Annotated in this window: 25 protein-coding genes; 15 read left to right on the forward strand and 10 right to left on the reverse strand. The window is 62.8% G+C overall.

The features are described 5' to 3' along the window. Positions 1–77 precede the first annotated feature (77 nt). Positions 78–977 (forward strand): transporter, encoded by a 900-nt coding sequence (locus SB772_RS04530; RefSeq protein ID WP_410832080.1) that lies wholly within the window; start codon positions 78–80, stop codon positions 975–977. Positions 978–1,058: 81 nt separating this feature from the next. On the opposite strand, the gene SB772_RS04535 is transcribed toward SB772_RS04530, so the two are convergent. From SB772_RS04535 to SB772_RS04545, 3 genes are read right to left on the reverse strand one after another with little or no spacing between them, the layout of a single operon-like run. Then, positions 1,059–2,246, reverse strand: a complete 1,188-nt coding sequence (locus SB772_RS04535; protein ID WP_410832081.1) for an MFS transporter — start codon at positions 2,244–2,246, stop codon at positions 1,059–1,061. Positions 2,247–2,249: 3 nt separating this feature from the next. After that, positions 2,250–3,167, reverse strand: a complete 918-nt coding sequence (locus tag SB772_RS04540; protein WP_410832082.1) for a PDR/VanB family oxidoreductase — start codon at positions 3,165–3,167, stop codon at positions 2,250–2,252. A gap of 29 nt (positions 3,168–3,196) precedes the next feature. Then, entirely contained in the window at positions 3,197–4,249 is a 1,053-nt protein-coding gene (locus SB772_RS04545) for a Rieske 2Fe-2S domain-containing protein (RefSeq protein ID WP_410832083.1), read from the reverse strand. Between the two features lie 109 nt (positions 4,250–4,358). Here SB772_RS04545 and SB772_RS04550 point away from each other — a divergent pair, with 109 nt between their 5' ends. Further along, positions 4,359–5,291, forward strand: a complete 933-nt coding sequence (locus tag SB772_RS04550; RefSeq protein WP_410832084.1) for a LysR family transcriptional regulator — start codon at positions 4,359–4,361, stop codon at positions 5,289–5,291. Positions 5,292–5,293: 2 nt separating this feature from the next. On the opposite strand, the gene SB772_RS04555 is transcribed toward SB772_RS04550, so the two are convergent. Genes SB772_RS04555 through SB772_RS04565 form a run of 3 tightly spaced genes read right to left on the reverse strand, consistent with a single transcriptional unit; the run spans position 5,294 to position 7,615 of the window. Then, positions 5,294–5,770, reverse strand: coding sequence for a PaaI family thioesterase (locus SB772_RS04555; RefSeq protein ID WP_410832085.1), 477 nt, complete (start codon positions 5,768–5,770; stop codon positions 5,294–5,296). Continuing rightward, a complete protein-coding gene (locus SB772_RS04560; protein WP_410832086.1) occupies positions 5,763–6,758 on the reverse strand; it encodes a fumarylacetoacetate hydrolase family protein in 996 nt (331 codons plus the stop codon). Before SB772_RS04560 ends, SB772_RS04555 begins: the two co-directional genes overlap by 8 nt. After that, a complete protein-coding gene (locus SB772_RS04565) occupies positions 6,755–7,615 on the reverse strand; it encodes an ABC transporter substrate-binding protein (RefSeq protein WP_410832087.1) in 861 nt (286 codons plus the stop codon). Before SB772_RS04565 ends, SB772_RS04560 begins: the two co-directional genes overlap by 4 nt. Before the next feature lie 165 nt (positions 7,616–7,780). On the opposite strand from SB772_RS04565, the gene SB772_RS04570 reads away from it, so the two are divergent. The 3 genes from SB772_RS04570 (at position 7,781) to SB772_RS04580 (ending at position 10,670) form a co-directional block, all read left to right on the forward strand. Then, positions 7,781–8,347 carry a cupin domain-containing protein gene (locus SB772_RS04570; RefSeq protein ID WP_410832088.1) on the forward strand — a complete coding sequence of 189 codons (567 nt, stop codon included), beginning with the start codon at positions 7,781–7,783 and terminating at the stop codon, positions 8,345–8,347. Then, positions 8,344–9,273 carry a 3-keto-5-aminohexanoate cleavage protein gene (locus SB772_RS04575; RefSeq protein ID WP_410832089.1) on the forward strand — a complete coding sequence of 310 codons (930 nt, stop codon included), beginning with the start codon at positions 8,344–8,346 and terminating at the stop codon, positions 9,271–9,273. Before SB772_RS04570 ends, SB772_RS04575 begins: the two co-directional genes overlap by 4 nt. A gap of 155 nt (positions 9,274–9,428) precedes the next feature. Then, complete coding sequence (locus tag SB772_RS04580) at positions 9,429–10,670, forward strand: MFS transporter (protein ID WP_410832090.1); 1,242 nt, start codon at positions 9,429–9,431, stop codon at positions 10,668–10,670. A 70-nt stretch (positions 10,671–10,740) separates the two neighbouring features. On the opposite strand, the gene ribA is transcribed toward SB772_RS04580, so the two are convergent. Continuing rightward, positions 10,741–11,391, reverse strand: a complete 651-nt coding sequence (gene ribA, locus SB772_RS04585) for a GTP cyclohydrolase II (protein ID WP_410832254.1) — start codon at positions 11,389–11,391, stop codon at positions 10,741–10,743. A gap of 270 nt (positions 11,392–11,661) precedes the next feature. Here ribA and SB772_RS04590 point away from each other — a divergent pair, with 270 nt between their 5' ends. Continuing rightward, positions 11,662–12,105 carry a CBS domain-containing protein gene (locus SB772_RS04590; protein ID WP_410832091.1) on the forward strand — a complete coding sequence of 148 codons (444 nt, stop codon included), beginning with the start codon at positions 11,662–11,664 and terminating at the stop codon, positions 12,103–12,105. A gap of 147 nt (positions 12,106–12,252) precedes the next feature. Here the strand turns inward: SB772_RS04590 and SB772_RS04595 are convergent, their stop codons facing one another. Next, positions 12,253–12,597, reverse strand: a complete 345-nt coding sequence (locus SB772_RS04595) for a DUF4148 domain-containing protein (protein WP_410832092.1) — start codon at positions 12,595–12,597, stop codon at positions 12,253–12,255. A gap of 274 nt (positions 12,598–12,871) precedes the next feature. Beyond that, entirely contained in the window at positions 12,872–13,519 is a 648-nt protein-coding gene (locus SB772_RS04600) for a DNA-3-methyladenine glycosylase (RefSeq protein ID WP_410832093.1), read from the reverse strand. Between the two features lie 342 nt (positions 13,520–13,861). Here SB772_RS04600 and SB772_RS04605 point away from each other — a divergent pair, with 342 nt between their 5' ends. Further along, positions 13,862–14,227 carry a BON domain-containing protein gene (locus SB772_RS04605; RefSeq protein WP_410832094.1) on the forward strand — a complete coding sequence of 122 codons (366 nt, stop codon included), beginning with the start codon at positions 13,862–13,864 and terminating at the stop codon, positions 14,225–14,227. A 409-nt stretch (positions 14,228–14,636) separates the two neighbouring features. After that, complete coding sequence (locus tag SB772_RS04610; protein WP_410832095.1) at positions 14,637–15,719, forward strand: calcium:proton antiporter; 1,083 nt, start codon at positions 14,637–14,639, stop codon at positions 15,717–15,719. Between the two features lie 50 nt (positions 15,720–15,769). Here the strand turns inward: SB772_RS04610 and SB772_RS04615 are convergent, their stop codons facing one another. Then, the gene (locus tag SB772_RS04615) at positions 15,770–16,663 is read right to left on the reverse strand and encodes a LysR substrate-binding domain-containing protein (protein ID WP_410832096.1); all 894 of its coding nucleotides are present in this window, start codon (positions 16,661–16,663) and stop codon (positions 15,770–15,772) included. A 537-nt stretch (positions 16,664–17,200) separates the two neighbouring features. Between SB772_RS04615 and SB772_RS04620 the strand changes: the two genes are divergently transcribed. The 7 genes from SB772_RS04620 (at position 17,201) to SB772_RS04650 (ending at position 23,606) form a co-directional block, all read left to right on the forward strand. Further along, a complete protein-coding gene (locus SB772_RS04620; RefSeq protein ID WP_410832097.1) occupies positions 17,201–18,295 on the forward strand; it encodes an ABC transporter substrate-binding protein in 1,095 nt (364 codons plus the stop codon). Next, positions 18,292–19,254, forward strand: coding sequence for an ABC transporter permease (locus SB772_RS04625; RefSeq protein ID WP_410832098.1), 963 nt, complete (start codon positions 18,292–18,294; stop codon positions 19,252–19,254). Before SB772_RS04620 ends, SB772_RS04625 begins: the two co-directional genes overlap by 4 nt. Continuing rightward, entirely contained in the window at positions 19,251–20,129 is an 879-nt protein-coding gene (locus SB772_RS04630; protein ID WP_410832099.1) for an ABC transporter permease, read from the forward strand. The genes SB772_RS04625 and SB772_RS04630 overlap by 4 nt, the downstream gene beginning before the upstream one ends. Positions 20,130–20,154: 25 nt before the next feature. Further along, positions 20,155–21,228 (forward strand): ABC transporter ATP-binding protein, encoded by a 1,074-nt coding sequence (locus SB772_RS04635; protein ID WP_410832100.1) that lies wholly within the window; start codon positions 20,155–20,157, stop codon positions 21,226–21,228. 54 nt (positions 21,229–21,282) lie between these two features. Next, a complete protein-coding gene (locus tag SB772_RS04640; RefSeq protein ID WP_410832101.1) occupies positions 21,283–22,107 on the forward strand; it encodes a transporter substrate-binding domain-containing protein in 825 nt (274 codons plus the stop codon). Positions 22,108–22,200: 93 nt separating this feature from the next. Continuing rightward, on the forward strand, positions 22,201–22,947 hold the full coding sequence (locus tag SB772_RS04645; protein WP_410832102.1) for an amino acid ABC transporter permease: 747 nt from the start codon (positions 22,201–22,203) through the stop codon (positions 22,945–22,947). A gap of 2 nt (positions 22,948–22,949) precedes the next feature. Beyond that, positions 22,950–23,606, forward strand: a complete 657-nt coding sequence (locus SB772_RS04650) for an amino acid ABC transporter permease (RefSeq protein WP_410832103.1) — start codon at positions 22,950–22,952, stop codon at positions 23,604–23,606. Positions 23,607–23,631: the final 25 nt, after the last annotated feature.

Raw genomic sequence — 23,631 nt, forward strand, 5'->3', positions numbered from 1 at the left:
GGCAAACTGAAGCCAGTTCCCGGTTACGTAACTTCGCACTACAAATCAAAATCCATATAAATACAGGAGACACTGCAATGAAGCGATACCAACTTTACGGGGCCATGTGCGTTGCGGCCGGTCTGGCCCAGAGCCCAGCTTTTGCCCTCGAAAACGGGACGAGCAGCTATCCGTCCGGGATCATGACCGTCATGAGCGGACTGCTTGGCGGCCCTGGGACGTACATCTACAGCTACAACAGATTCGAGGACATGACCTCACTGCGCGACGGTGGCGGCAACAGCAGCCCTGCCGGAGCTAACGGCGGCCTGCAAGCTCATGCGCTGCGGACGGTCCATGTCTTTGAAACCCCGACTATTCTCGGCGGCAACATAGCCGTTCAGGCAGCCGTTCCCTACGTCGACGGCACGCTGCACCTCCCGTCGTTTGGCATCTCCGGCGGCGGACGGGGATTCGGCGACCCGCTGTTTGGCGTACTCGTTGGCTGGCAGTCGCCGCACTATTTCCAGACTGTCGAAGTCGATATCGTTGCTCCCTGGGGTTCATACGACAAGACCCGGCTTTTCAATCCGGGAAATAACGTCACGAGCCTCTATCTTGCCTACGCGTTTACATGGATGCCGCTCCAGCAGATCGAGCTCAGTTCGAAGATCAACCTGAATTACAGCAGCGTCAATGCGGCGACCCACTACCAGTCGGGCGTGCAGCTTACCGCGGACTACGGTGTCAATTACCACATCAACCAGAACTGGCTCGTGGGCGTGGGCGGATATGTGAATACCCAGTTCAACGACGACAGGATCAACGGCAAGTCCGCATTCGGCGACGGACATCGGAGCAACGAGTTGACCCTGGGGCCGCAGGTCGGCTATGGATCGCAGAAATGGGGCGCCGTCCTTCACTGGCAGCATCAGATCTACGCGCGCAATGCCGCCTATGGCAACACGCTGTGGCTGAACGCCTACGTCAAATTCTAGCGGTCTGGAATCGGGTGTTGCCGTTGCATCGCCCGACACCTGTCCCCGATCACGCGCCGCTGTCACATGGCAACCGCCGGCTTATTCCGGGACTCGCGACATTTGCGGCGCGGACCTTGCCGTCAACAGCTGCGTGAAGATAACCGCAAGAACAAGCAGTCCCAACGCGCAGACAGCGAACAGGACGCGTACCGAGGCATGGCTGATCGACCACGCACCCATGCCGACTCCAAACGATTGCCCCAGAAAGAGCACGCACGAAAACAGCGAAACGGCCGTGCCTCTCGCCTGAGGCGCCATCTGCGCGGCATGGTTCTGCAAGACATTGTGAAGTGCGTAAAAGCCGAATCCGGCGAGCGCGCAGGCCGGGGCGGATAGCCACCAGAACGGCGAGGCCGCCATTGTGACGAGCGATAGGGCGAGCAACAGCCCTCCCACTCGCGCAAGATGCGCATCCCTGAAACGCCGTATCACGCGCTTCGAGCTCAGACTGAAGAGCAGCCCTCCCATACCGTAGCTGGAGGCGATCAGTCCCGCCGTGGACGAAGGCAGCGCAAACGACGCGTTGAGATAGGTGGGCATGAATGCCAATGCGCTGTACGCAAAGGTGCCTTCAACGAACGTCACCAGCAAGACAAGGCGAACCCAGCTTGCGCCGAGCATATCGATCGTCTGGCGCACGAACGTCGGTTGCTTCGCCGACGTGTCTCGCGCAATGGGCGGCGATACGCTTCGCACCGTCAGCCAGCCGAGCGCGAACACCGCACCGGTCGACATGAACGAAGCGCGCCATCCCCACGAGGAAGCCAGCGCCGCGCCGCCCCATTGCCCCGCAATCATGCCGAGCACGGTAGCGCCGAGCAGACGCGCGAGCGCCACCTGCCGCTCTCCGTCCGGACTGTGATCGCCGATCCACGCCATCGTCAATGGAACGATGCCTGCCGCCGCGGCGCCCGAAAAAAGCCGCGCCGCGAGCAGTTCGTCCAGACTGCCGGCAAGGCACGCGCCAATATTGCCGAGTGCACAGGCAAACGCCGCGAACGCGATCACGCGCATTTTCCCGAGCCGGTCGCCGAGCGGCCCGGAGAACAGCTGAAAGATTCCGTAGGCGAGCGCGAACAACGAGATCGTCTGCGCGGCGCCGTCGGCACTGACCGCGAACTCCCTAGCAAGAACGGGCAGCATCGAATCGCACATGCGCATGGAGGCCATGCTGCCAAAGCAACAGATATAAAGCGGCCACTGCGTGTTATCGGGTGTTCCGGTCATGGCTCAGAGATCGATGACAAGCTCCTGGGTCGTCGCTCTCGACACACAAATCATGAGCGACTTCCCCTCGCGCTGCTCCTCGGCGCTCAGTACGTAGTCGCGATGGTCAGCCTCCCCCGACACGATTCGCGTCTCGCAGCTTCTGCAAAGCCCTTCCCGGCAGGAAAACGAAGGCGTAAGACCATGCCGTTCGAGGCAATCCAGAATCGATTCTTCAGGCTTTACCGTGTATCGTGCGCCGTTGCGGACAAGGGTGACGGTAAACGGCTTCGGGCCGCCGTGCCCCTGATCGTCCGCTGGCGCCCCGAATCGCTCGAAATGAACGCGTTTCGCATCGATACCCAAGTCTCGGGAGCTCGTCGCGACTGCGTCCATGAGCCCGCCCGGCCCGCAACAGTACACATGCTCGGCGGGTTTCGTGTCAGCGAGCATACCGCTGACGTCGTGAGGCAAAACCACCTCGTCGTCGGCATATAGACGAATATCGCCGCCCAGCGCGAGCAACTCGTCCAGGTATCCCGCGTGTGCTCTCGAGCGTACGCAGTAGCTCAGTCGCCACGGAAGCTCATGACGATGACACCACCGGATCATGCCGAGAATCGGCGTAATGCCGATTCCGCCGGCGATGAAGCGATGGCAGGTCGCTTCGGCCGATAGCGCGAAGAGCGAGCGGGGCTCACTGATGCGAAGCCTGTCGCCAGCCTGCAGCGATTCGTGTACATAGGCCGATCCGCCCCGCGACGTCGGACTTCGGCCTACGCCCAGGCGATAGCGTGTCGGATCGATCGGGTCATTGCACAATGAATACTGACGCACGAGCCCCTCGCGCAAGTGAACGTCGACGTGCGCCCCTGGATCGAATGACGGAAGATTTCCCCCGTGCGGTCCGCGCAACTCGATGTCGAGTATGCCCTCGGCCACGCGCGCTATCCTTGCGACGATTACTTCGATCACGACGCGGCCTCGCTCTTCTGTACGGCCGCGGTGCCTTCCTCCTCGAGCCGTCTGTTCACGGCCCAGCGAAACTGCGAGAGGGCCGCGTCGATGCCGAACGCCATCATCCTGAAGCCGGGATCGAGCCTGAGATTCCGTTGCTGCGCGGTCACGATGTCGCGGTCCTCGTCGAACGCATCGACAACCGCCTGATGAATCGAACGCGTCACCTCGGGCTGGTCGAGCGAGAAATTGTGCGGGTGGGCAAAGAAATAGTGCGTCGAGTTTTCGGTTTCAGGCGTCAGGGCCTGGCAACCGCGAAACTCCGCCGCGCCGACACGAACGCCATCGGGCGCACCGGTACCCGTGGGCGCCATGCCCGAATCCATGCGCAGAATCGCCGGGACCGTGAAGTCGTAGATGTTCCAGCGATCGACCTTGCCCGGCCACTCCCGAACGGCTTTGGCAAACGGAGGCGGCTCGGTGTCGAGTGTCCACCGCGTGATGCGTACACCGTCTTCGAGGCGCTCGACTTTCGGCTGGATGGCTGCGTAGTCCTCTCCCCCGCCGAGCGTGGTCGGATGAACGAATGGGAGATGCGAAAAATCCAGCAGGTTGTCGCAGATCAGCAGATAGTCGACGTCGTAGTGAATGTAGCCGGGAAGCGAGCGCCATTCCCGATCGTCGAGCCAGTGAGTATCGGGAATCGTGGACGGATCGGCTAGCGCGGGGTCGCCCATCCAGATCCAGATCCAGCGGTGACGCTCCACGGCCGGAAATTGCCTGACCTTGGCCTGCGGCGGAATCCTTTCCTGAGCCGGAGCTTCGACACATGCTCCGTTACTGCCGAATTTCAGGCCGTGATACATGCAACGGACGCAGTCGCCTTCACGCCGGCCGACCGACAGCGGCGCGCCACGATGACAGCAGCGATCCATGAGCGCGACGACGTCGCCGCCTTCCTTCCGGTACAGCAAAACGGGCGTGCCGATAATGGTGCGCGAGAACAGATCGGCGCCCTCGACCTCATGCGACCAGGCGGCCACATACCACGTGTTCCTGATGAACATCGCTTGTCTCCTGATTCGTTATAGGGCGTCTTTTGCAACGCTTGACGCCACGATAGGTTTGCCCGGATCATGCGTCAATCTAATGGGACTAATTCTCTGAATGCATGCCATGCATATTCGCGACCTCGATCTGAACCTGCTCGTCCTGTTCGACGCCCTGCTGAGAGAGCGCAGCGTCACGCGCGCCGCCGCGGAAGTCGGGCTGTCGCAAGGCGCAATGAGTCACGGGCTCAACCGGCTCAGAACGTTTTTTGAGGACCCGTTGTTCATCAAGACGTCGGCCGGCATGCAGCCGACGGAAAAAGGCTTGCTGCTCGGCGCGACGATCACCGAGGTCATGACGGCATTGAGGCAGCGCGTCGTTTCACAGGCGCGCTTTGATCCGGCCATCGCTCGCCGCATGTTCGTGATCAGCATGACCGACATGGGTGAACTCGTTTTTCTCCCGCCGCTGATCCGCCGCTTGCGCAAGATTGCGCCTAACTGCGCGGTGCGGTCCGTGCAGGTGCCGCTCGAGCAGATCGAGGCGACGCTCGCCGCCGGCGAAGCCGATCTCGCGCTAGGCTCCGTGCGCGCGGCGCCCGATGGACTATTCCAGCAGCAATTGTTCTTGCACACCTTCGTCACGATGGTCAGCGTGCATAACAGGGCGATTGGCAAGTCGATCAGCCGGGAGCAGTTTGAACGCATGCCTCAGATCGTCGTCTCGCTCACCGGCCGCGCGAGCGCTGCCTACGACAGCGCATTTGACGAATACGGCATCAAGCGCAACGTTTATCTGACCACGCCTCACTTTCTGGTCGTGCCGCATCTGATCGACGCGCAGCCGGACCTGATCGCCACGGTGCCGCTCGAACTCGCCAACGTGTTCGCGAGGCTCGGCACGATCAGGAGCATGCCTCCGCCGGTGCCGTTGCCGCCGTTCGCCCTCCGACAGCATTGGCATCCGCGATTCCACGACGATCCCGCCAATATCTGGCTACGCCATCTCATCAAGGAAACGTTCGACCACTATCCGGATATCGCGGACAACGAGGCGTGAAATCAGCCGCGTACATCGAATACCGCAAACGGGGCTGTGGCAGTAGCAACGCACCGTGTCCTTTCCGCATCGTGCAGATAGGCTTCAACGAACGATACGCGCCCGCCCAGACGTTTGACGCGGGCGTCGGCGATAAAGTCGCCGACATATCCCGGCTCGATCATGTCGACCGTGAGGCTGATGGTTGCGCACGTGCGGCCATGCGGCAGCTTTGCGAGCAGCGCCAACGCCATCGCGAGATCGAGCATCGACGCGAGCGTCCCGCCCGATACCACACCATTGCCTTGCACCGAGTGGTCCGGCGCGGTGAAGCGGATGGACAGCGCCTCCGCACTGCCCGCAAGCAACGTGGCGCGCAGAGAGGTCAACGCGGGATTCATGCCGAGCGTGACGTTGCTCGCTTGCGCAGACAGAAGATCGTGAAGAAAGGCGCGATCGGGATTGTCGCGGCGTACCGTCGCCTCGGTCACGTCAGCCATCTTGTTGTGCGACGCAGACCTGTCGTTGGCGGCCCAGCCCTTCGATCCCGGCTTCCATCACATCGCCGTCGCGCAGGAAACGGTTGTAGTGCGTGCCGTTGCCGGCCGGCGAACCGGTACAGATCACGTCGCCGGGCAACAGCCGCGAATAGCGCGAAATATATTCGATCTGCCGCTCGATACCGAACAGCATGTCAGCGGTCGTCTCGTCCTGCATGACCTGGCCCGACACCGTGAGCCGCATCTGCAGACGATGCGGGTCGGGAACGAATGCCTTGGGCACCAGATACGGCCCGAGCGGCAGAAACCCTGGCTGCCCCTTCGAGCGCAGCCAGTCGGTGCCCAGCATCCTGTAGTCGGTGCGTGGAATGAGATCGCGCGCGGAGATGTCGTTGGCGATGGTGTAACCCGCCACATGGTCCAGCGCCTGCTCGCGGGGAATCTGGTAGCCGCCGCGCCCGATGACGACGGCCAGCTCCAGCTCCCAGTCCGGCTTCACCGTCGTGACCGGCAGCACCAGCGGATCGAACGCCCCGGAGACAGCGGAGACCGGCTTCGTGAATGCGTACGGCTCGCCGCTTGCAAGCCGTTCATCCATCATGGCCTCTGCCCAGCGCCGCAGCCCCGCTTCGTCGAGTCCGTCGGGACCGACCTTCGCATCCACCGTCAGATCGACCACGTGCCTGCGGTAGTTCGCGCCCGTGCAAAAAATCTGGCGTGGGAGATCGACGGCCGGGTGGGTATGCAAATCGGACAGCGCATACCATCCGCCCTCTTCGCCCGGGACCTGCGCGGCGAGGCGACCCAATGCGGGCTCGCTCGTCGACCAGGTCTCGAGAAGCGCGAGCACGCTGGGCGCGTTCGCCAGATCGCGTTCGCCATGACGCGCTGCCAGTTCGGCAAGCGAAGCCACGCGATCATTCACGACGAAGCCGACAAACCGGGCACCGTCCCCCACCGAAAACGTTCCGAGCGCATATTGCTTCACTGCTGTCCTCCCGTGCATTGCTCGACCATCGAGTCGTCGACGATGGTCGAATAGTCATTGTCCGCGCCCACGAGACCGAGCGAGCGGCGATGCGCAATGAGCAGCGCGACGCCCGCCGTCGTCGGGCGCAGCGAGTCAGGGTTCTGCGCGATCATCGCATCCGCAACGGCGCCCGGAAAGCCGGCTGCCAGCACCGCCTGCCTCGCAATTTCCGCATTCTCGCTGACGCGCCGGCGGGCGCGCTCCAGCGCTCGCAGCCACGCCGCGACCCAGGTGTTCGCCTCGCCGCCCTGGCGCACGACGACGCCCTGACCGGGAAAGTCAGCGTATATGTCCTGCACGCTGGCGATGTACGTAAGCCCCGCCGCTTGCGCCATCGAATCGAATGGCGGCCCTAACAAGGTTGCGTCGCCCTCTCCCGCCACGAGCGCGTCGAAGCGCTCCTTGACGCCACCCGCGGGCGTCAGGCGGACCGCGTCCGATTCGATACCCGCATCGCGCAGCATGGCCCTGAGCGCAACGACGAAGCCGTTATCCGGCGCATCGACCAGCAGGTTCGCGCCGCGCAGATCCTGCAGGCTGCGCAGTTGCGGCCGCGCGACCACCGTCAACGGCGTGGTTCGCTCGATCTGCGCGACGACGCGAAAGTCTCGCGGACCCGCGCGGCGGTTCCAGCCGATCACGTTGTCCATCGACGTCACGACGGCGTCCACGTCCCCGGACACGAGCGCATCGAACTGCTGATCGGACGAGCGGTTGCGCTCGGCCTCGACAGCGGTCGCCTGCGCGTCCTGACTCGCGACGAGGGCAAGCAGCGGCGGCACGAACCACATCACGCGAATTTTCTCTGTCTCCATGAATCCCGACCGTTGTAATTGGATTGCCGCCATTACAAAACGGACCGTTCATATTTGTCAAGCGCGAACAGGGCCAAAAACACCTAGAAATCTCTAATCCTTTTCCCTATTGACAGGCAACTCAGACTCATTAACGATACGATACGACTCGTTAATGGAGAGAACATGGAGACGCTGGTAAAGAATCAGGGGTTGCAGCAGGCAGACACAGACGGCTATCGCGCGGTCCGGCGGATCGTCACGGGCATCAATGCACAGGGCAAGTCCTGCTTCGTCTCAGACGGCCCGACACCGAACAGGACGAACCGGCCGGGGCTGCCGCTCGCGCAGGTGGTATGGGCGACGGGCGAAGCGCGCGCACCCGGCGACGATCCGGCGCCGGCCGGTCAGGCGTTCGCCTTCCATTCGAAAGGCGGCTCGCTGCTGCGCATCGTCGATTTTCCGCCTGACAAGAACTACGACGAAGCGCAACTCAAGCAATTCCTCGACGACAGCGGCGTGCGCGACAAATCCGGCGCGCGGCATTTATGGTTCCACAAAACGGAGTCGCTGGACTACGCAATCGTGCTCGAAGGCGAAATCTGGGCGCTGCTTGACGAAGGCGAAACACTCATGCGCCCCGGCGACGTCCTGATCCAGCGCGCGACCAGTCACAGCTGGGCGAACCGCTCGAACAAGCCGTGCAGGATGGCGTTCGTGCTGCTCGATCTCGTCGAAGGAGAGCCGCTGTGAGCAAGGCGATCATCACCTGCGCGGTGACGGGTGGCGCTCATACACCCTCCATGTCGCGGTTTCTGCCGGTCACGCCGGAGCAGATCGCAGCCGAATCCATCGCGGCTGCCGAAGCCGGCGCCTCGATCATTCACCTGCACGCCCGCAATCCCGAGGACGGCCGCCCCTCGGGCGACCCCGAAATCTTCAGGCGCTTCGTTACGGCCATCAAGTCCTCGACGAACGCCGTCATCAATATTTCAACCGGCGGCGGCGGTCCGAACATGCCCATCGAGGAACGCACGGCGGCAGGCCAGGCGCTCAAGCCCGAGATGTGCTCGCTCAACATGGGCTCGCTCAACCTCGTGCTATCGGAGATGGCCGAACACGAGCGCGAATGGCGCCATGACTGGGAAGTGCCTTTTCTGAAGGGCACGCGCGGGCTGATCTTCCGTAATACCTACGACGACATCGAGTGGATTCTCGAGCATGTCGGCAACGCCGGCGGCACGCGCTTCGAATTCGAGTGCTACGACGTCGGCCACCTGTACACCCTGCACTACTTCCTCGAAAAGGGTCTCGTGAAGCCGCCGCTGTTCGTGCAGACGGTGTTCGGCCTGCGCGGCGCGATGGGCGCCCACGCCGAAGACCTGTTGCACCAGAAGCGCACGGCCGACCGGCTGTTCGGCAACGACTACCGCTGGTCCGTGCTCGCGGCCGGCAGGCATCAGATGCCTGTCGCAACGATGGCGAGCCTGATGGGAGGGAACGTCCGGGTCGGCCTCGAAGACAGCCTGTATATCGGCCGCGGCGAGCTTGCGCAAAGCAACGCCGACCAGGTGCGCAAGATTCGCCGGATTCTCGACGAACTTGGCATCGAGATCGCCTCCCCGGACGAAGCGAGACGGATGCTCGATCTGAAGGGCCACGACCAGGTGGCCTTCTAGCAGTACCGGACATGGATCGCGTCCGGTCGCTGGCGTGTAACCGGCAGCGATCCCGGACCCGGCGTTCGAGATGTCCGTTGTTGTGCCCGCCGACAGTGACAGATTTCCTGGCGCCCCGCGTCAGGAGCAGCCAATACAAAAACGTTGGAGACGACATGACTCATCTTTCCCCTGAAGCCCGGCCGGCACGCATAGCCGGCGCTCGACATGGCTGGCTCCTGATGGCCAGTTGCTGGCTCTCTTCGACCGGTGCGGTGCTGATTGCCCCTGTGCTTCCGCAGATGCGACACGACTATGCGGGCGTCCCGAATGCGGACGTGCTGACCCTGATCGTGCTGGTCATTCCCGCGCTGATGATCGCGCTGTTCAGCCCACTGGTCGGATCGCTGGTCGATGCGTTCGGACGTAAGCGCCTTTATATGACCGCGGTCGCGATCTACGCGGTCGCCGGTGTCCTGCCGTTCTGGCTGAAAAACCTCTACGCGATCGCCGCCTCACGCGCGGTGATCGGTCTCGCGGAAGCGGCCATCGTCACGATCGCCACCGCGCTCGTGGCCAATTATTTTTCCGGTGTGCGCCGACAGAAATGGCTGACGATGCAGCACGCATCGGCCTCCATCGTGGCTGCCTTGATGTTCGCGGTGGGTGGTGCACTCGGCAGCCTGGCGGCGGGCTGGCGAACGCCGTTCCTGGTCTACGGTTGCGCGATCCTGTTCCTTCCGTTTATCGCGGTGATGATCTGGGAACCCGAGCAAACGCATGCGGAGCATGCACCCGTGCAGAAGTTGCCCTTTCCGTGGCGCGAGGTCGGCCCCCTCTGCCTGTTGATCCTTTTCGCGTCCGTCATGTTCTTCGTCGTGCCGGTGCAGATCAGCTTTCTGCTCGCCGCGCGCGGCGTCACGGCGCCGGCGATTCTTGGTTTCGGCGGCGCCATCGCCAATGCCGGCATTCCGGTGGGTTCGTTCGTTTTTCACCGGCTCGCGCGATGGCCGATCAACCGGCTTCTGGTCGTCGCCTTCGGACTGCTTGCCTCAGGCTTTTTTGTCATCGCATCGTGCACAGGCGTGAACGCGACAGTTGCGGGTGCCTTTCTCGCCGCAGCGGGCGCGGGCATGGCGCTTCCGCTTCTTGGGACGTGGACACTCGCGCGCGTGCCGTTCGCGCAAAGCGGTCGCGCGACCGGCGGGTACATGGGATCGTTCTTCCTCGGTAATTTCCTGAGTCCGCTCGTCGTCGAATCGGTTGGCAGGTTTGCCGGTGGACTTATCCAGACGGTCGCGTGGATGGCATTGGTATGCGCAGGCACGGCTGTCGTGGTCCTGATCCTGACGCTTGCGAAGCGTGGGCCCGGCGAATCGGTGCACGCGGCACAGGCAAAAGGTGTCTCACTGGGCTGATGCCCTCCCCCCGCCCTTACTGACATTATCAGACGGGTTTGGACGACCCCGGACAAGTCTGGAATTTCCGCTATTCGTTCTCGTCGAAGTAATGCCCGAACTTCAACTGCTTGGTGCGGATATAGCGCTCGTTTTCCTCGCGCATCGGAATCGCCAGCGCGACCCGCTCGCACACCGGGATGCCGTGCTTCGACAGCGTGTCGAACTTCTCCGGATTGTTGCTCATCAAGCGCACTGACGTGACCTTCAGCGTGCGCAAAATGCCTGCCGCAGAATCGTATTCGCGCGAGTCGTCGGGCAAGCCGAGATCGAGATTGGCCTCGACGGTGTCGCGGCCCTGCTCCTGCAGCGCGTACGCGCGAATCTTGTTCGACAGGCCGATGCCGCGGCCTTCGTGGCCGCGCAGATACAGCAGCACGCCGCAGCCTTCGGCCGCGATATAGCGCAGCGCCAGATCGAGCTGTTCACCGCAATCGCAGCGATACGAGCCGAGCACGTCGCCCGTCAGGCATTCGGAATGCAGGCGCGTCAACACGGATGACTGGTTCGCGACATCGCCCATCACCAGCGCAAGATGTTCGGCGCCGCTTTCGACCACGCGAAACACGTAGGAGGTGAACGTGCCGTAGCGCGTGGGGAGCGTGGCGGTGGCGTCGAGGACGACGCACTCGCCGCTGATTTCGCCGTCTGCTGCTTGCGACGGATCGTGAGACGTGAGCATGGCGTTGGACAAGGGTGCTGACATGAACCCGATAAAACCGGGGATAAGATACGGACTGGGAGTTTACCGCTAATCGGCTCGCCTCACCTGTAAGTCCATACGCCGCGCACGGAACCGGTGCGCGTGCTGCACCTATACCTCACATGGACGCGCCGCGGGCCCCAGGTATTCCCGATGTACCGACTGACGCGTCGAGCCTATACTGGAATCGCCTGTCCCTCACGACAGCACGCCGCGCCGGCGTGCTGCACTGCGAAACGGAGCCGCTCCATGACAAGCGTTGCACAACTTCTTAAAACGAAACCGAACAACACCATCGTCTATACGATCGGGGCCGCGGATTCTGTCTACGAGGCGATCAAGCTGATGGCCGAAAAAGGCATCGGCGCGCTGGTCGTGACGGACGGCGACAGCATCGCCGGCATCATCACGGAGCGCGACTACGCGCGCAAAGTCGTCCTGATGGACCGTTCGTCCAAACAGACGCCGGTGCGCGAGATCATGAGCAAAGCGGTGCGCTTCGTACGTCCCGACCAGACCACCGAAGACTGTATGGCGCTGATGACCGAACGCCGTATGCGCCACTTGCCGGTGATCGACAACGATCGGCTGGTCGGCATGGTGTCGATCGGCGACCTGGTGAAGAACATCATCGCTGAACAGCAGTTCACCATTCAGCAACTCGAGTTCTATATCCACGGCGAACGGCCCTGACGCCCATTGCCGCCGTCAACAACGCAAGGAAGCCACAAAAAAAGCCCAATCCTTGAAAAAGGTTGGGCGAAGCTACCTTGCGGCAGCGGAGGTTCCTTGAATATTGGAGCGCACCGTATCCGGCGCGCATGTTTCTCACTGCTTCGATCAGTTGCCGAAATAAACCGACTTCGGACCACCGTGCAGTTGGGCTGCCGCGCCCGACTGCGTCGAACCGCTCATCGGCGCACCGTAGCCGCTGGTATCGGCGACCGGTTCCTGCGTTTGCGCGACTGCCGGGTTTTGCGCCTGAACGCGACGCTCGGCGGCCTGGATGTCGGCCGGATAGTTCGTGTCGTTACTGAGCGCGGGGTTGTAGCCGGCGCGTTCCAGCTGGATCAATTCATTGCGTACCTGCGCGCGGGTCACGGGTTGCTGGCTCGATTGAGCAAACGAAGCGACCGGTGCTGCGAGAACCACTGCAATGGCGACTGCCTTGATGAGCGACTTCATGATCACTTACCTCCAGATTTGGTTTTTTGCCTCGCTCGACACACCATGTGAGAAGCGACTGATCACAGTCTAGTCACCGGACCTCCGAGGGAAAACCCTTAATTCCGAGATACATAATTGTTCAAATCGAAAAAATGCGTCAAAACCTCCTATCGGCCGCTATCGACGCTATCGCTTTACCGCAATAGTTGTCGGGATCGAAACCCTTTGCGTCTGGCGTTTCGAAAACACGCTGGCGCTGAGTGTGTTTTGCCGCGACGCGCGCCACCGGCAGTCAAATTTGCGCGGCGGCGGAATCGGCGGAACGTGGCGTCTGCAGCAGCTTTCTCGGCCCACTGACGAACGCGCTGCCCGGCTCGAAAAACCGCAACGGCCGATGCATCTCGCGCGACAAGCCAATGCGCTTCGTCACCCCGACCGGCAGCTCATCCGTCTCGATCACGCCGATCCACAGGCCGCGCCCCGTGCAAAGATCGCGGCCGTCGAATGCCTGGTCGATGCCGAGCGCCGTGGTCAGCCGGCCGGGACCACGCGCCAGATCTCGCAGCGGCACGCCGGGCCGCCGCGTCTCCATCAGGGGCAGTCCTTCGAGCGGTTCGATTGCGCGAAACAGAATCCCCGCGCCGACCTCCTCTGCTTCGGCAGACATGTTGAGCATGTACGAAAGTCCGTAGGTCAATCGCACGTAGGCATGCCCGCGCGCGAGAAACATCGAGCCGTTATACGAACGGCGGCCGGCAAACGCGTGACTAGTCGAATCGCCAACCGGATAAGCCTCGGTCTCGACAATCCGTCCGCTGATGCGGCCTTCCGGCAGATCGTGCACGAGGTACTTGCCGACCATGAAGCGCGCCAGCTCGACCGTATCGAGCGGCAAATCGTCACGAAGCAAAGCGATGATCGGGAGCGGCTGATTGGGCATGCGGTTCGACCTTGTTTGGAGCTTCGGGGCGCGCCATGGAAGCCGGCCAAGCGGTGGCGCGCCATCGGCCTGTTGTCATCCGCCGATTCGTTGTATCAAAACCTCATTTCGGTACAGCGGCGCATTCACCATGGCACTAATTGGAGTATCGTGTGTTTCCGGCCTGCAGCACAGCCTTTGCCGGCATGCGGGCGCCTCGGCCCGCTTGATCGGCAGACAGATTGCAAGCAATCGCACGACCTGCGGTACCGTTCCATTCAGTTTTAATCCCGAAGTAACCGCTGGTGTAGTACACCGGCCCCACTCAGGGGCCGTCGTATTCATGACAACAGGAGAAGTTGAATGAAAGCATTCACCGGAATCAAGCTGGTCGGCGGCGCTCTGATCGTTCTGGCGTCCCTCAATGCGTATGCGCAAAGCAGCGATGCGGCGGCCTCGATGGCGCCGATGGCTGCGTCGTCGGCGCCTAACGCCAAGGCGACCAAGGCAGCCGACCGCGCGCTGGGACGTAAAGTGCGCAGCACGCTGTCGAAGACGAAGGGCGTGAGCGTGGCCAACATCGTGGTGCGCGCGCGCGGCGGCGCAGTGACGTTGGAAGGCAGCGTGCCCGAACAGTCGCAAGTCGATCTGGCGACTCAGGCGGCGCAAGGCGTGGCCGGCGTGACGTCGGTGAAGAGCGCGCTGACGGTCCGTCCGGTCGGGCAGTAAGCCCGAACCAGTCTGCTTTAGTGCTACATCCGGGCGCAAGGCTGCTTGACGCGGCATTGCGCCCGATTCGATTCCTGCGGTTCTTCCAGTGCAGCAAGCACGTCGACCGTTCAGCGCCGCTGGCATTCCGGCCGGCGAAACTGCGCGGCAGTTTTCCGCGCAATCCCGCGGCTCCCATCCTTGAATACAGAACAGGTGCCGTCAACCGTCGAGCGGTCGAATCCGCGCTCTCCTGATATAGCGCGCAACTGGCAAACGCGTTCTGCAAAAAAATTACTCTTTATAATTTAATGTGTTAGGGCGTCTTATTAAGACGATGGATTAGCATCGTTGCCCGCCTGAAGCCTGGCTGCCACGCGTTGGCGCCTGCCGCGCCAGTCAAATACAAGCATCAGAAAGGAAGCCCCGAATGACCACGCCCGCGACTGTTTTGCCCCGCTGGACCATTGCCGCGCCATTCGTCGCGTGGATCGTGCTGGGCGTGGCGTACGCCATGCCGGGCCACGCGGTGCTGCTCGCGCTGGTCGGAGCAGCGCTGTGCGCCGCGGTCTTCACGGCGGTGCATCATGCGGAAGTCGTCGCGCATCGGGTCGGCGAGCCTTTCGGCACGCTGGTGCTGGCGGTGGCCGTCACCGTGATCGAGGTCGCGCTGATCGTCTCGGTGATGCTGTCGGCCGGCCCGGAAAAAGCCGGTCTCGCGCGCGACACGGTATTCGCGGCGGTGATGATCGTCTGCAATGGGATCGTGGGCATCTGTTTGCTGGTGGGCGGCATCCGGCATCGCGAGCAGGACTTTCAGATTCGTGGCGCAAGCGCGGCGCTGGCGGTGCTCGCGTCGTTGTCGGTGCTGACCATGGTGATGCCGAATTACACGACCACCAGCGTCGGTCCTATGCTGTCGTCGTCGCAACTGGCGTTCGCGGGCGTTTCGTCGCTGGTGCTATATGGCGTGTTCGTGTTCGTGCAGACCGTGCGGCATCGCGACTATTTCCTCGCCGATGTGCCCGACGAAAACGTCCATGCCGCGCCGCCGAGTATCGGCGTCGCGATGGCGAGCGGCGGCTTGTTAATGGTGTGCCTGGTGGCCGTCGTGTTGCTGGCGAAGGTGTTGTCGCCGGTCGTCGAAACCGCGGTAAAGGACGCCGGCGCGCCGCCGGCGGTGGTCGGGATCGTGATTGCGGCGCTCGTGCTGCTGCCCGAAGGTCTCGCCGCAGTGCGCGCGGCGCGCGCGGACCGCTTGCAGAACAGCCTGAATCTCGCGCTCGGTTCGGCGCTCGCCAGTATCGGGTTGACCATTCCGACAGTTGCCGTGGTGTTCTTGTGGACCGGTCAGCCGCTCGTGCTGGGTATCGACGGCAAGGAAACCGTGCTGCTGATACTCACGCTGCTGGTCGGCACGCTCACCCTCGGTACCGGCCGCACCACGATTCTGCAAGGTACGGTGCATCTGTCGCTGTTCGCGGCTTATCTGTTTCTGTCGTTCGCGCCGTGACGGCGCGTTATGCACGGATATGCATGACGTGAAGGTCCTGGCTCGGGACCTCACTCTTCCCAATGCGCCGCGATCCAGTCGCGAAACAGATTCAGCTTCTGCTGATGCGCGACTGAGTCGGGATAGACGAAGTAATAGCGCCAACCGGTCTTGAGCACCGTATCGAACGGCCGCACCAGACGCCTGGCCGCGACATCGTCGTCGATCAGAGCAAGATCGCTGATGGCGACGCCGAAGCCCTGTAACGCGGCGTTGGTCGCCATATCGAGCGTGTCGAAGCTCGGGCCGTGCTCGGCATCGATCGCGTGCGCGTTCGCGGCATCCAGTTCAGTCACCTTGGCGAGCCACATCTTCCAGTCGCGGTGATCGCGCGTCGGATGCAGCAGCGTGTGGCGCGCCAGATCCGCGATCTGATCCAGCGGCTTGTCTTTCAGCAGATCGGGTGCGCACACCGGCGTCAAACGCTCCTCGAACAACGGCACCGTCTGCACGTCCACTCCCGGCGACGATCCATAGATGATCGCCGCATCGAACGGCTCGAGCTGGAAGTCGACGTCGTGCTGCCAGGTGGTGGTGATCTGCACATGCAGATCGGGATACTCGGCCTGGAAGCGCATGATCTTCGGCAGCATCCAGCGCATCACGCAGGTCGGCACTTTCAGCGCGAGATCGGTGCGCTGGCGCGTGAGGCGCAGCGAAATCTCTTCGATGCGCGCGAAGCTCTCCTTCACCGCCGGCAGCAGCAATTCGCCTTCGGCGGTCAGCGTCAAACCCTTCGCGTGACGCTTGAAGAGCGGGAACTTGTAGTAGTCCTCGAGCGCGATGATCTGCCGGCTGACCGCGCCTTGCGTCAGACACAGATGATCGGCGGCGCGCGTAAAGCTGCGGTGCCGCGCGACGGTTTCGAAAATCTGCAGCGCATTGAGCGGCGGAAGACGTCGCATCGAAGTAGTCCAGGATCAGAAAAAGTCATTACGCGGACCAGCAGCGTTGATTACCGCTACGCCCGTCGAGCCCACAGCATACGCGATTCGATATTCCCACACGAGATGCGCGCAAGTTCAAACGCATGCATTCCACTCATGGCGCGACCATGAATTGCGCTCCGCTCATGGCGTCTTGCACCGACTCTGGGCAAAGACCCCGCCTGCCGCACCAGAACCGAGCTTTCCTCATACCTCGGCAGGCGCCCAGTCACGGAAAAATCATGGACGTTAACCCGCATACGCCAGTGGATCGGCGTTCCTGCTGCATCGAGCGAACCCGCTGCGAGCATCGCGCAACGGCTTTCGCATGAGATTACGTCATGGCCGCCATGCACATATTTCGTTTGTTGGAGGATTTTGGCAAACCTAGAGTGCATCCACACGCAACGCATGCGCAATGCGTGAAGGGCATCGCAAACGGGCAACTGGGCAGTACAGCGGCAGCGGTCACAGCGAATATCACCAGGCAACAGGCGTTCAACACGGGAGACCGCCATGCAAGAGATCAAACGGGGTAGAAGGCAGGCCATCAAGACGATCGGTGCAGCGCTCGCGGCGTCCGCGTTGCCGATGCCGTTCGTCAATCTGAAAGCACAGGAACACAACTTCTCCGGCAAGACGCTGCGTCTTCTGACCTGGTCGGACGACACCGGCGCCGCCGCGCTGCGCAACATCGCCGCGACCTTCACGGCGAAGACCGGCGCCAAGGTGATCGCCGATCGCGCCGACGGCACCTCCGGCATGGTCGCCAAAGTCAAGGCCGCGGGCGAGCGCCCCACTTACGACGTCATCACGCTGGCCGGCGTCGGCGCGGCAGGTCTCGGCGACGCGGGTCTGCTGATGAAGCCCGACCTCGACAAGCTGCCGAACCTGAAAGACGTCGCGCCGCAATATCGCACCGGCGCGAACGGTTTCGGCGTCGGCTATCTGCTGTGGTCGGACGGCCTGATCTACAACACGTCGACCGTCAAGACAGCGCCGTCTTCGTATGAAGCGCTGTGGGATCCGAAATACGCGGGACGATTGTTCCTGCCGCCGCCGGAATGGGCTGAAGCCGTGGACCTCGCGATCATCGCCGCGAAGATGAACGGCGGCTCGCAGCAGAACATCGAGCCGGGGTTCAAGAAACTGATGCAACTGAAAGACCACGTGATGACGCTCGGCGAGAACCCGAACCAGGTGGCCGATCTGTTTCGCACCGGCTCGCTGGATATCGGCGGCATCTATTCGCCGGCCTTCTTCCCCGATCAGATCCGCAAGCCCGAATACAAGATGGGCGTGACCTACGGCATGAAGGAGGGCTTCGCCACGCAACTGATGTTCACGGTGATCCCGAAATCGCATCCTGGCGACATCGATCTGATCCACGCGTTTATCAACCATTCGCTCGACGCCGGCGTGCAAGGCCGCATGGCTGCCGACGTGCTGAACGGCCCGGTCAACTCGAAAGCGGTGATTCCCGCCGAGAGCCGCGCATTCGTGCCGAGCCCGCAGCAGATCGCGGAGAAAGCCGTGTTGCATGACGACAAGGCGCTCGCCGTCGTGCAGCCGGCGTGGATCAAGCGCTACACCGAAATTTTCTCGGCATGAGCACGATGCTTGCGCGCTTTTCGCGGCGTGCTTCAGCGGTGTCGGACGTACCGTCGGGAACCGCGTCGGGCTCGCCTCGCGAGCCCGCGTTCGACACGCGGGAAACCGCGCTGGCGAAAGCGCGCCCCTGGCTGCTGCTCGCGCCGATTCTGCTGTTTCTCGCCGTGCTCGGCGCGGCGGCCCTGGTCGTGCTGCGCATGAGCTTCGGTACGCAAGGCGGAGAATGGCGCGGCTTCACGCTGCAAAACTACGCCGACCTGCTCGACGGCTATTTCCTGAAGTCGTTGTGGCTGACGTTGAAGCTCGCGTTTCAGAGCATGATCTGCGCGGTCTTGCTGGCGATTCCCGTCGCGCTGGCGATGGCGCGCACCGAGTCGCGGCTCGCGCGGCGTCTGCTGCTGGCCGGCGTGCTGCTGCCGCTGCTCGTCAATCTGCTGCTGCAAGGCTACGGCTGGCTGATCATTCTCGGGCCAGCGGGCTTGCTCAATCACGTGCTGCTCGCCAGCGGCCTCGTCGAGCGGCCGGTGATGTGGCTGTATCGCGAGCATGGCGTGTTGCTCGGCCTGATTCAGACAGCGTTTCCGCTCGCCGTGCTGCCGTTGTCGAGTGCGATGCGCGCGGTGTCGCGCTCGTATGAAGAAGCCGCGGCCACGCTCGGCGCGACGCGCTGGCAAACCTTGCGTCACGTATTGCTGCCGCTGGCCATGCCCGGTCTGGTATCCGGCGCGCTGCTGGTGTTCGCGTACAACGCCAGCGCGTTCGCGGTGCCGCTGTTGCTAGGCGGACGCCGCGTGCCGATGCTCGCCGTGCTGGTGCACGACCAGGTGGCGCCGTTGCTCAATTGGCCCGCGGCATCCGCGTCGGGCGTCGTGTTGATGGTAGCGACGCTTACGGTGATGGCGCTTTCGCAGCGCCTCGTGCGCCGCACGCAACGTCTCGCCGAGGAGCCTCACGCATGAGCACGCCAATTCAAACTGTGCCGCGCCTGCCGCGTTTGCGCACGAGTTTGCCGACCACCATGCCCGGCCAGTTGGGCAAGGCTGCGGCTGTTCTCGCCGCGGTGGTGCTGTTTCTAGCCGCGCTACCCATCCTGACGATGATCACGATGTCGTTCAGCGCCGCCGACACGCTCGAATTCCCGCCCCACGCGTATGGCCTGCATTGGTATCGCGCGGCCTGGCACAGCTTCGTGTCGCCGGACGCGAGCGACTCGCTCTCGATGGGCGCCGCGCTGAGCACGAGCCTGATCGTCGCAGTCTCGACGATGCTGATCGCCACGCTCGTCTCGGTGCCCGCCGCCTACGCATTGAGCCGCTACCGCTTTCGCGGCAAACCGGCGGTCGAACAACTGGTGGCGTTGCCGCTCGTCTATCCGCTGGTGATGCTCGGCTTGTCGCTGCTGCTGGTGTTCAATGTGCTGCCGATCGAACTCGGCGTGTTCCGCCTGATCATCGCGCATGTGATTCTGGCGCTGCCTTTCACGGTGAAGAACTGCGCGGCGTCGGTTGCGGCAATCGGTCCGGAATTCGAAGAGGCGGCCTGCGTGATGGGCGCAAGCCCGCGCCGCGCGCTCGTCGACGTGATCCTGCCGCTGATGCGCCCGGGCATCCTTGCCGGCATGCTGTTCGCGTTCATCATCTCGTTCAACGAGTTCACCGTCACCTTCTTCCTATACGGCATCGACACGATGACGCTGCCGGTGTGGCTCTACAGCCGCACGGTGTCGTCGCTCGATCCGACCGTGTTCTGTTTCGCGGTGTTCATCGTCGCCATCGACTTCGCGCTGATCTGGCTGCTCGAAAAGCTGATCGGCGATGAAGGCGTCGCGCTTTGACGGTCCCTACATGCTGGAGCATTCGATGACCCATCTGACCTTGCAGACCGTGACCAAACGCTTCAACGCAGCCCATGCCGTCGACAGCGTCGATCTGAGCGTGCCCGACGGCAAGCTGGTGTGCTTTCTCGGACCGTCGGGTTGCGGCAAGACGACCTTGTTGCGGATGATCGCCGGCCTGGAAACGCCGAGCTCGGGCCGCATCGATTTCGCCGGCCGCGACATCACGCGCTTACCGGCCAACCAGCGCGACTTCGGCATGGTGTTCCAGTCGCTCGCGCTGTTCCCGCATATGACGGTGGCGCAAAACGTCGCGTATCCGCTCAAGCTGCGCAAGACGGCGAAGGACGCGCAGGCGCGCCGCGTGGCCGAACTGCTGGCGTTGATCCAGTTGCCGCACATGGCGAACCGGCCGGTCACGCAACTCTCCGGCGGCCAGCGGCAGCGCGTGGCGATCGCACGCGCGATCGCGTCGCAACCGAAACTGCTGTTGCTCGACGAACCGCTGTCAGCACTCGACGCCAAGCTGCGCGAAGCGATGCAGGTCGAAATCCGCCTGCTGCAACAGCGGCTCGGCATCACGACGATCATGGTCACGCACGACCAGCGCGAAGCGATGACGATGGCCGACGAGATCGTGGTGATGGAAAAAGGCCGCATTGCGCAGGTCGGCAAACCGCTCGATATCTACCGCGACCCGGTGAGCGAATTTGTCGCCGACTTCATCGGCCTCGGCAATATTCTGCCGGTCACTTACGACGGTGCGGGCGGCGTGAGCCTGCCGGGCGGCCGGCGCATTGTGGTCGTGCAACCGGCGCGCGTGCCGGAATCGAACCGCGATATCCGTCTGCTGATCCGGCCGGAAGACGTGTGCGTCAAATCGGCGTCCGCCGATGCGAGCCCGAACCGCCTTGCAGGAACGGTCACGTTTATCCGCGACGTCGGCGCGTCGCTCGAAGCGACCATCGACTGCGCCGGCTTCACGCTGACCGCAGCGACCACGCCGCGCGAGACGCCGGGACTCACGCTCGGCATGCCGGTGTTCGCGGAATTGCCACCGCATGCGTGCAAACTGATCGCCGCCCGTGCGGCCCACTGAAACGGGCTCATTGAAACCCATTCCAATACCGACGTTTTCGACAGAGGAAAGACCATGAACCAGCCCCAAGTTGCTCGATCGAACCCGCGCCGCGTGTTCGCCACCCTGGCCGCGACGCTGGCCTTCACCGGCCTCGGCGCACTGTGCGCATTCCCGGGCGCCGCGAACGCGGATGCGCTCGACACGATCGCCAAATCCGGCACGGTGCGCATCGGCGTATTCGAGGACTACCCGCCGTTCGGCTCGATCGGCCCGGACATGAAACCGATGGGCTACGACATCGACGTCGCCAACCTGATCGGGAAGGCGCTCAACGCGAAGGTCGAACTCGTCCAGGTGACGGGCGACAACCGCATGGCCTACCTTACCGACCACAAGGCGGACATGCTGCTGTCGGTCGGCCAGACGCCGGAACGTGAAAAGGTGATCGACTTCTCGCAGCCGTACGCGCCCTACTACCTCGCCGTGTTCGGCCCGAAAAGCCTGCCCGTTAAAAACGCCGCCGACCTCGCCGGCAAGTCGATTTCTGTCGCGCGCGGCACGCTGGAAGACCTGAGTGTCAGCAAGATCGCGCCGCCCAGCGCGACCATCAAACGTTTCGACGATCCGAACGGCGCAATTTCGGCGTTTATTTCTGGTCAGGTACAGTTGATGGTGGTCGGCAACGACGTCGGTGCGACGATCCTCGCGCGTCATCCGGCGAACGATCCGGAGCAGAAGTTCTCGCTGTTCAGCTCGCCGGATCACGTCGGTTTGAACAAGAACGAGCCGCGTCTGAAGCAGAAAGTCGACGAAACGATTGCCAAGGCCCGCAAGGACGGCACGATGAACGCGATTTCGCAGAAGTGGCTGCGTACGCCGCTGCCGGCCGACCTCTGAACCTTTTTTGCGCGGACCGGCATGCCGGTCCCCCAAGGGGACTTCCTTCGGGGCGTCCGCGCTGGAGTTTGACCTCACGATGAGCGCCACACCATGACGTATGCGTTCGATTTCAGCGGCTTCGGCCTCTATGCAGGGATGCTCGCGCGCGGCGTCGCCGTGACGTTGGGGCTCACGGCCGTATCCACCCTGCTAGGCGGTCTGGTCGGCATTGCCGGCGCGAGCGTCGCGGTGGCCGGGCCGAAGTGGGCGCGCTGGGTGGTCGCGAGCTATGTCGAGCTGATCCGCAACACGCCGTTCATCGTGCAGCTGTTTTTTATCTTTTTCGGTTTGCCGAGCCTCGGCATTCATATCGACGAAGTACAGGCCGCGATTCTGGCGATGACCGTCAATCTCGGCGCCTACGCGATCGAGATCGTGCGCGCCGGCATCGATTCGATTTCGCGCGGCCAGGTGCAAGCGGCCCAGGCGCTCGGCCTGCATGGCCGCCAGGTATTTCGCTATATCGTGCTGCCGCAGGCGATCGCCAACGTGTTTCCCGCGCTGCTGAGCCAGGTGCTGATCGTGATGCTCGGCTCGGCGGTGGTGTCGCAGATCTCGGTGCCCGACCTGACTTACGCGGCCAACTTCATCCAGTCGCGCAACTTCCGCTCGTTCGAAAGCTATCTGATCATCACGGCAACGTACTTGATTCTGTCGATCCTGTTGCGGCAATTGTTGAACCGGTTCGGACGCGGACTGTTCGCCGGCCGCGCAGCGAGAGGCGCCGGCAGCGCCCCGCGTAACTGGCGCACGCGCTTTGCATGGCGCGGCGCGCGCACTCTGCCGACGGAGCGTTGATCATGGTCGAATTCACACTGTGGGACATCGCCCGCAATCTGCTGCTCGCCGCCCGCTGGACGGTGCTGTTGTCGTTAATCGCGTTTGTCGGCGGCGGCATCGTCGGGTTGCTGCTGTTGGCGATGCGCGTTTCGCCGTTGCCGTGGCTGCGCCGCGTCGTCGTGGTGTACGTCGAGGTGTTTCAGGGCACGCCGCTCCTGATGCAGCTGTTTCTTGCGTTCTTCGGACTGCCGTTGCTGGGTGTCGATGTCTCGCCGTGGGTGGCGGCAGCCGTCACGCTGACGCTTTATACGAGCGCGTATCTGGTCGACATCTGGCGCGGCTGTGTCGAAGCGGTGCCGCGCGGCCAGTGGGCGGCCGGCGCGAGTCTCGGCATGACTTTCAGTCAGCAACTGCGCTATATCGTGTGGCCGCAGGCGCTGAAAATCGCGGTTGCGCCGACGGTCGGTTTCCTCGTGCAAGTGGTGAAAAGCACCGCGCTCGCGTCGATCATCGGCTTCACCGAGTTGACCAAGACCGGCACGATGATCACCAACGCCGCGTTCTGGCCGTTCCCGATCTACGGCATGGTCGCGATGCTTTACTTCGCGATGTGTTTTCCGTTGACCTGGTATGCAAGAGTGCTGGAGAAGCGGCAGAAGGTCGGGCAGCATCGGTAAGACTGATAGACGATAAAAAAGCGGC

Origin of the sequence: Paraburkholderia sp. SIMBA_030 (assembly GCF_046535245.1) — a bacterium.
Lineage (GTDB): Bacteria > Pseudomonadota > Gammaproteobacteria > Burkholderiales > Burkholderiaceae > Paraburkholderia.